The organism is uncultured Thiodictyon sp., from assembly GCF_903828115.1.
In the GTDB taxonomy this organism is placed as follows: Bacteria; Pseudomonadota; Gammaproteobacteria; order Chromatiales; family Chromatiaceae; genus Thiodictyon.
The window spans coordinates 1-7,163 of the sequence record NZ_CAIKKU010000751.1 but is presented as its reverse complement, the minus strand read 5'-3'; the positions used below and the strand labels follow the sequence as shown (position 1 = coordinate 7,163).

Below are 7,163 nucleotides of genomic sequence, written 5' to 3'. Positions count from 1 at the left end.
GTCTATGAAAAGGGCATCAGCCTATCGAAGAAATTGATGGAAGACGTCGAAGCACGGTTGAAGCGCAGCCCGACCTTGCCAAAATATGACATTTTTATCAAGCCTATTCTCGGGTAATATTTTTAACAGAAATCACCTTAGCTCCAACGAAACTCTACCCTGGAGCGAGGAATTGATTGAGCGCTACGCAGCACGCTGGGATTGGAGCGCACTCAGCTCCAACCAAGGTCTACCCTGGAACGAGTCACTGATTGATCGCTATGTCGAAAGATGGGACTGGGGACGACTGGAGCGCCCGGCTCTGCTGAGAAGGCGAATTTTTTATTGGGAATCTAGGCTTAGTGGCAACCAAGCCCTGCCGTGGAGTGAGGCACTCATTGAACGTTACGCAGACAGATGGGTATGGCCTTGCATTCCTGCTGTCGCCTTATCAGAAATTCTGCCTCATTGGCGCGAGGAATCCATCAGCGCGGTAATGGACCGACTTTCATCGAGTCCTTTCGTTCTTGACTGCGTCGATGTTAGGTTGACACAGGAACAATTGGCTAACACACCTGTGATTCCTGTATCGCCGGCAAACGGCGGCGAAGATGTTTCAGCAAGATCACAAGTGGATGGTGCGCGTTGCTTTGAAGACGGGAGTATTGCCTTTAAGCGCGGGGACTACAGTCGCGCGATCGAAGCGTGGAATGAAGCAGCAGACGCAGGGCATCCGTTGGCGCAAGGAAACCTGGGGCGGATGTATCAAAATGGGATAGGAGTGGTGCAAGACTATTGGCAAGCTATTATTTGGTATCGGAAAGCTGCAAGTCAGGGGGTTTCGTCCGCAGAAAACTCTCTGGGTTGGCTATATGAAAATGGACTCGGCGTCGAAAAGGATTTCAAGACTGCCTTGATGTGGTACCGCAGAGCTGCCGCGCAAGGCTCCAAATACGCACAATGGGGCCTCGGGCAAATGTATGAAGAAGGATGCGGCGTTACGCAGGACTTCAGCGAAGCCACTCATTGGTACGAGAAAGCAGCCGAGCAAGGACACGTGTCCGCACAGAACAAACTTGGCGTTATGTATGCTGATGGTCGCGGAGTTCCAAAGGATGATGTTTTGGCCTTGCACTGGATTCGTAAAGCGGCGGACCAAGGTAATGTTGCGGCTCAAAACAACCTAGGTGTTATGTATCTGAAAGGTCACGGAGTTTCAAGGGACGATAGCTTGGCCCTTCACTGGATTCATAAGGCGGCCGAACAGGGCAATGCCAAGGCGCAGAACGATCTCGGCCGGATGTACGAATACGGCCTCGGCGTCGCCCAAGACAAAGAGCAAGCCGTGCACTGGTATCGCAAGGCCGCCGAGCAGGGAAATGCTGATGCACAAGAGCGGCTAAATGCCGTCTTGCAACGATAGACCTGCGTGCACTGTTCTTTGGGAGTGTGCCGCTCATGGGGCAGCGAAATGCGAGTGTGCAGCGCCATCTAACCGCCAAACGCCAGATGGACCCGCGTCCCCTGCATGCAGTTTCTTATGATTAACTGAGGTCTTTCCGGGAAGTGCAACGGCCCCGTGGATCGCACACTACGCAATGACGATCAAAGCCATATAGGAAAAAAGGATTCTGCATTCGTTCGTTTGGAATAAACATATCGCGTGTCCTGTAGCGTCCCGAGCCGAAAACATCGCCGCTGAGAAAACTGTCCATGAGGCCAACCACTGCCTTAAAACAGTAGTGCTCTAACCCAATGTCGGTGCAAACGATCAGTACGCCCCTATCGCAGCTCACAACGACGCTATTGTGATGAGTGGTCGCGTGGCACACGGCTTTCACATCCCCAGGCTCATCAAGTAGCCTGTCGATTTTTAGGCTTCCGGCGTAGCCGTAGAGAAAGGCTGCCGCTTCGTCATCAGTCACGTCGATCGTTGAGCAACAATCCAAAGAAGCCGACGGACAAGGAGCGAGACGCGCTTGCGGCTCGTAAATGTAACACTGACCATCCAGGCAGGCCCCGAGAAACTCGACAAGCTCGCAGGCGGGATCAATTTCGCTGAGTCGCGTAAGCACGTTCACGTCAAGCACGACGTGCCGTAACTCGGGATCAGTCAAGATGAAGGGTCTCCATCACATGTCGCAGCACGTCATCCGAAAAGGAGTCGGCCGCGTCGAGCACGCAACGTCGCAGATCTTGGCGCCTACCCTCCAAGAACGCCATAAGATTGGTCATGTCCGGTCGCGAGCAGGTTGCGCAGCGCTCCGCGATTTGAGCCTTAAGGTCCAGAAAGGGCACGGTGCGGCCAAAGAGTCGCAACAGGTCGAATAGAGCGTTGGTCAACACGTCGACGCTGACGCGCCCACTGGCGAGCAAGGCGCAGGCCCGGTCCGTATCGAACGCGGGCCAGCGGCGCGCGATGGATTCGACCTCCTCGAATGGCAGCGCGAAAAACTGCGCGAACTTATAGGCTACGAATTCCTGTCTATCCTCAGCGGCGATCCACTCGCGGTAAAAATTTGGTGGGAAGATGTCGAGCGGTAGCTCAAGATCGCGGTGGTAAAGCAGATGCGCGATCTCGTGCAGCAAAGAGAAATGAACGCGCGTTGACGGTCGGTCAATGTTCACGCAGATCGCTGACCATTTCTCACTGGTTAGCAAGAAGGCGTCGAACAACTCGCCAGCGCGCACCGAGATGACGGGTACCGAGCATACGTCTAGCAGGGTTTCAATGCGTGTTGCAAGCCCTCTTGTCTCTCGCACGCTGACCGCCAGGGTCCCCAGAAGCATGTTCAGATCGGCGTGCCCGTCGTCCGGCTTCTGTACCCGCAGCACCGATACGGGAGGCAGTGCCTCGCGGACGGTGAGAAACGCATCCTCAATGCGACCCGCCGCCCGGATCGCCTCACGCGATGCGCCACGAAACAGGGTCCGCGCCAGTGGATAACGCCTGAGAAAGAGCCGAACAGGATTGATGGTCAACGCCTCGCAGATAGCCCCTGTCTCCTGGAAACTGATTGTGCGATGACCGCTGAAGTAACCGTCGACTACGGCGAGGGGTTGTCCAGCCAAACCCGCGACATCCACAGCAGACATACCGCGCCTGTCGGCCTCGCGCCGCAGGCGTTTCGCCACGATGTCGCGTATCTGAGTCATGAGTTAGCTGCAATTCATGCGCATAGCGGGGACAACATTTGCATCATCGCGCACCGGTCCGATAGATTCATTCGATGGCGCCCCGGTTTGCTTGCGAACCCATGGTGTGGAGCTGCGCACGATCATCGTGGGCTCGCTGCATCACACGGCCGCCTCCGCCATGGGTCGGTTGGCGTCGTTGCCTCAATGCGTTCCCGCGCCTTGTCCGGGTTCCAGCGCCACGCGATGTTGAGCGAACGGACCTTGCAGTCGATCTTCTTGTGTAACCCTTTCCATCTGTCCGGATACTCCAGCCCATCCAGGTCTTGGGTTTGGCCGTCGGGGCGGTAGGGGCCGTCGAACCAGGACTTGGCGGTGTTGCATCATCGTTGCGTTACCGCTCAGCCGTCAACACAACCACGCGCGCCACGGTCCGAAGGCACAAGGCGCCGGGGTCAGATGTTGCGCTCCGGAGACTCCCGGCGCAAACGCGGCATCCTCAGGCGGAGCGGGCGAACGCGAATAGGGCCTTCAGTTCAGCGAGTTACGAGCCACATCTTGCCGAACACAAAGAGTCATCAGGAATTATATTTGGTGCGCCGTCGTGGCGCGGGGGTGTCGGTGGTCATTTGGTCAATCTCCGGGTTGGGATTGACCGCGAGCAGGCAGGCAGAGTACCTCTGTCGCCAAGTCCCCGCGCGTCGTCCGGATGCCCCTCCGACTGGGGCGCCGGGGACAGTATACTTAGTTCGATCCCTTCAGGAGTACCCAGGAGGCAGAACGCAATCCTATTCAGAAAAACGGGCAAGCCGATCAACCGCGCGGGCCAGCGACGGTGACGCCTTCGCGGCTCGCCCGGTTTCCCAATGGTCACGGACGAATCGACACCATTGGTCGTTGTAGCCGAGCCCCACGGGGAAGGACACGCCGGGCCTGGGCAGGATTTCTTGCCGCAGTTCCCGGCGCTTCGACTTTCGTACCAAATCGAGTAAGGCCGCCTTCGGATCGGTGAGTTCATCCGGCCTGTCCGGCACTGTGCCGATCGTAATGCCCAGAAAGTCGGCAAAGGCCGGGCGGTCCGCGAGCAACCATGATTCCGTCTCGCGTACCGCGACGCGAAAGAATAGCCGAGGGCTGGCAGCACCCGGCAACCAGGCGGTAATCAATTCAGCCGGGCAACCCGAGCGATCGAGATCGGTCAGCAACAGCACCGGCATCACCCGTTGCGCCATCTGCTCGCAGGCGGTAACCCGCCAACGGCGCGCCGCGCTATCGTGACAAGCTCGACTCCGATCCACCAAAGATCAGTTCGCGGAATCGCAACAGCGAATCTACCTCTCGGAGATAAGACCGCAGACACTCGCAGAGGTTGGACTCGTGCATATCTGGCTTAAGAACCAACCGCAGCATACCGTCCGGCTTTGGTGAATCAAGCAATTTCTGTTTAACGCTGGCAAACCCGTTCCTATGTAACGCCAACAGCAGGGCGCTTTCAAACGTCACAACGTTGTCACGCAAAGCTGCAACCACGCTTGCAAGCAACGCATCTTTAGCCAGCAGCGCCCGAAGCGCGTTCCGGTCGCCAGTTGCCAAGATCGGATTCGGCAACTCGACAGCAGCGGCAAATAACAATGCTTCCCCAGAGTCGATCTTGTCGATGCTATCCAAGAGTGTCAGCAAACCCTCGTCCTTGATTCCGGGGATTTCGTTTGTGGATTCCAAGAAGTCACGGACTCGCCTTACCGTTGCTTCATCGCCGCATTTGTCTATCGCCTTGGACGTCTTCTTCGGCAGAAGTTGATACTTGGCCGTCGGGGTTATGCAAACGTTTTCGGCAGGCTCGCCCAATAATTCTGCAAAGCTACCCAACAGGTCGCACTGGGCCAGCTTAAGTATGATGTCGTTATCCGCAAGCAGGATCAAGCGCCGTCCTCTCCCATCAGGCGCTTAAGGGCTGCGATGTCGTCCTCCGCCATGGCTTCCAAATCCAAGGCGGCTAACAGCGATCGAACCAAAATATGCTGGTCGGTCGGCTCATTATTAGCGATCGCTTTGGCCGCTTGAGAGGCTACGGCCCATTGCTGAGAGGTATGTCCGTAATTCAGAACGATATGCAACGGGTCGATTTTCTTCGCTTCCCCAAGACGCATTGCAGCGTTAACGAGTTGTTGCTGGTACAACTGCCGCCCTACGGGCACAAATTTGCATTCTGGAATTCCGGTCAACAACTCGAGGGCAAAGCGGTTGGCGTCTCTCTCTTCTTCGTCATCCGAATCGCAATCAATTTTCCTATCAATAACCCAGGCGCCGTTCTTGGTATGCCCAAGGGTGATATGACCCAACTCGTGGGCCAAGTCGAAAAGCAGGTAGCCATGAGGCTTGACTTGCGTTAATACAATGATCGGACGTCCGTCATGCTCGAATGAAACCCCCGCCATTTTCTTGGCTTTACTCGGCAGATGATTCAGGAAGATCACGGGTATCCCCGACTCCAGGCAGTAGCTCAGGAGATCTTGGAAGCCGATCCATGCGCTACCGGAAGATAATAGAGACTGCCGCAACTCTCCCGCGTCAGGAAAAAATCCCGACTTAAGCCCTGGCTTGAATGCGCTCAACACCAATCGCGCAGCGGCGCGTGCCAGAGCGCAGGCAATATCTAATTCATGCGTCTTTGTATCAACGCGTTGTTTGAATTTACAGCCATCGGGCACGACCAACACCGGATTAGCGTCTTTCATCCATAGCGTTTCCGGCTGGACACTAAGCAAGCGCCCAAGTATCAGACTGGCTTGCTGTAAGCCACTAGGGGTTTCTGCTATCGCGTCATCCCACCAATCGGGCAGCAGCGTATTAACGTAGCGCTCCGGGTAGCCAACTGTTTTGATCTTCTTGTAAAGGTGGCGCATAGTTTCGTTGGTGACCGTCATGATGCACCTCGTTGCGTTGATCACAGTATGCCAATGCCTTGGGCGGCATTGGTGTCGATGACGAGTTCCACGGTCATGGTCCACACTGATCGCCCTGGCTTGGCAGTGCGGCCTCTCGCCCCGTTAGCAAGGGCGAAAGGGTAGCCGTCCGCGTCTCCTGAGGTCTTGGCTCGGCCTACGCCCGCCAAGCGGTCACACCCTCACGCCGATAGACGAGACAGGGGGCGCGGGTGACTGTAAACAGGAGAGCGCAACGTCAAGAGAGGATCGGTAACCGACTTGGGGGGCCGGTTTCGCCCTGCGTCCCTCGGACGCTGCCCCGGATGACTTTGCTGCCTCCACTTGCGGAGACACTTCGTCTTACGGCGGAAATGCTTAGAAATTTGATTTTAGTATACCTTAGCCTAGCCTTGCGGTCTTGAGTTTGCTGGCCCTTTGGCGCTGATCGCCAGGTTGCGCTGTCTGCGTGCCCTTGGGCGCGTACCCCGCGTCCAGGTGGCTGGACCCGTCAGCGTCTTCAGCCGCCGGGTCCGGGCACCCACGGTGTCGACCGTCCACCGATCCGGCGCCCACCGCCCTGGAACCTCGATCCCGACTGCGGCGAACACGGCCACAGGTCGCGCTCCCGAAGGTCAGGGTGTAGACCTGACATTTGGCTTGAACCTTGGCTTTCGGTACGATGCCCCATCGGTGCGGGCAGGCATCGACCACCTAGGCCCCCCGCGGGTTACCTCCCCACTCGTCAGGCAGTCAACGGACAGCCCATGGAAACGACGGCCCATTTCGAGAACATCACGCAAGAGATCGCCCGGCGACTGAACGCCGCGACGCAGGAAATCGTCGTGGCGGTCGCCTGGTTCACCGATCCGAGCCTCTTCGACGTGCTGTGCCGACAGGCCGGACGGGGCCTCAAGGTGCGGCTCGCGGTCCTGCACGACCGGATCAACGTCGGCGCCGGTCGGCTCAACTTCGAGCGGCTCAAGGACATCGGCGGCGAGGTCTACCTGATCCCCGCAGGCGACGACCGCGACCCGATCATGCACCACAAGTTCTGCGTCATCGATCGCGCGACCGTCATCATCGGGTCCTACAACTGGACCAAGCGGGCGCAGGCCAACGACG

7 protein-coding genes are annotated in these 7,163 nt (G+C 57.3%); 2 read left to right on the top strand and 5 right to left on the bottom strand.

Annotated elements, in window-relative coordinates; genetic code table 11:
* The first annotated feature begins 172 nt into the window (after positions 1-172).
* Positions 173-1,402, top strand: a complete 1,230-nt coding sequence (locus tag QZY48_RS27775; RefSeq protein ID WP_295436872.1) for a tetratricopeptide repeat protein — start codon at positions 173-175, stop codon at positions 1,400-1,402.
* A 121-nt stretch (positions 1,403-1,523) separates the two neighbouring features.
* Here the strand turns inward: QZY48_RS27775 and QZY48_RS27770 are convergent, their stop codons facing one another.
* From QZY48_RS27770 to QZY48_RS27750, 5 genes are all read right to left on the bottom strand, one after another.
* A complete protein-coding gene (locus tag QZY48_RS27770; RefSeq protein ID WP_295436870.1) occupies positions 1,524-2,096 on the bottom strand; it encodes a hypothetical protein in 573 nt (190 codons plus the stop codon).
* Positions 2,089-3,135 carry an XRE family transcriptional regulator gene (locus QZY48_RS27765; RefSeq protein WP_295436869.1) on the bottom strand — a complete coding sequence of 349 codons (1,047 nt, stop codon included), beginning with the start codon at positions 3,133-3,135 and terminating at the stop codon, positions 2,089-2,091. The genes QZY48_RS27770 and QZY48_RS27765 overlap by 8 nt, the downstream gene beginning before the upstream one ends.
* Positions 3,136-3,902: 767 nt before the next feature.
* Positions 3,903-4,346: a hypothetical protein gene (locus QZY48_RS27760; protein ID WP_295436867.1), complete on the bottom strand. Its 444-nt coding sequence runs from the start codon at positions 4,344-4,346 to the stop codon at positions 3,903-3,905.
* Between the two features lie 37 nt (positions 4,347-4,383).
* A complete protein-coding gene (locus QZY48_RS27755) occupies positions 4,384-5,037 on the bottom strand; it encodes a hypothetical protein (protein ID WP_295436866.1) in 654 nt (217 codons plus the stop codon).
* The gene (locus tag QZY48_RS27750) at positions 5,034-6,041 is read right to left on the bottom strand and encodes an ImmA/IrrE family metallo-endopeptidase (RefSeq protein WP_295436864.1); all 1,008 of its coding nucleotides are present in this window, start codon (positions 6,039-6,041) and stop codon (positions 5,034-5,036) included. Before QZY48_RS27750 ends, QZY48_RS27755 begins: the two co-directional genes overlap by 4 nt.
* Positions 6,042-6,805: 764 nt before the next feature.
* Here QZY48_RS27750 and QZY48_RS27745 point away from each other — a divergent pair.
* Positions 6,806-7,163, top strand: a 358-nt coding sequence (locus QZY48_RS27745) for a phospholipase D-like domain-containing protein (RefSeq protein WP_295436863.1), incomplete at its 3' end; no start/stop codon positions are given.

Bases quoted from the DNA above. Each gene is read 5' to 3' on its own strand.
- QZY48_RS27760 (WP_295436867.1), bottom strand. From the start codon at position 4,346: ATGGCGCAACGGGTGATGCCGGTGCTGTTGCTGACCGATCTCGATCGC.
- QZY48_RS27765 (WP_295436869.1), bottom strand. From the start codon at position 3,135: ATGACTCAGATACGCGACATCGTGGCGAAACGCCTGCGGCGCGAGGCC.
- QZY48_RS27750 (WP_295436864.1), bottom strand. From the start codon at position 6,041: ATGACGGTCACCAACGAAACTATGCGCCACCTTTACAAGAAGATCAAA.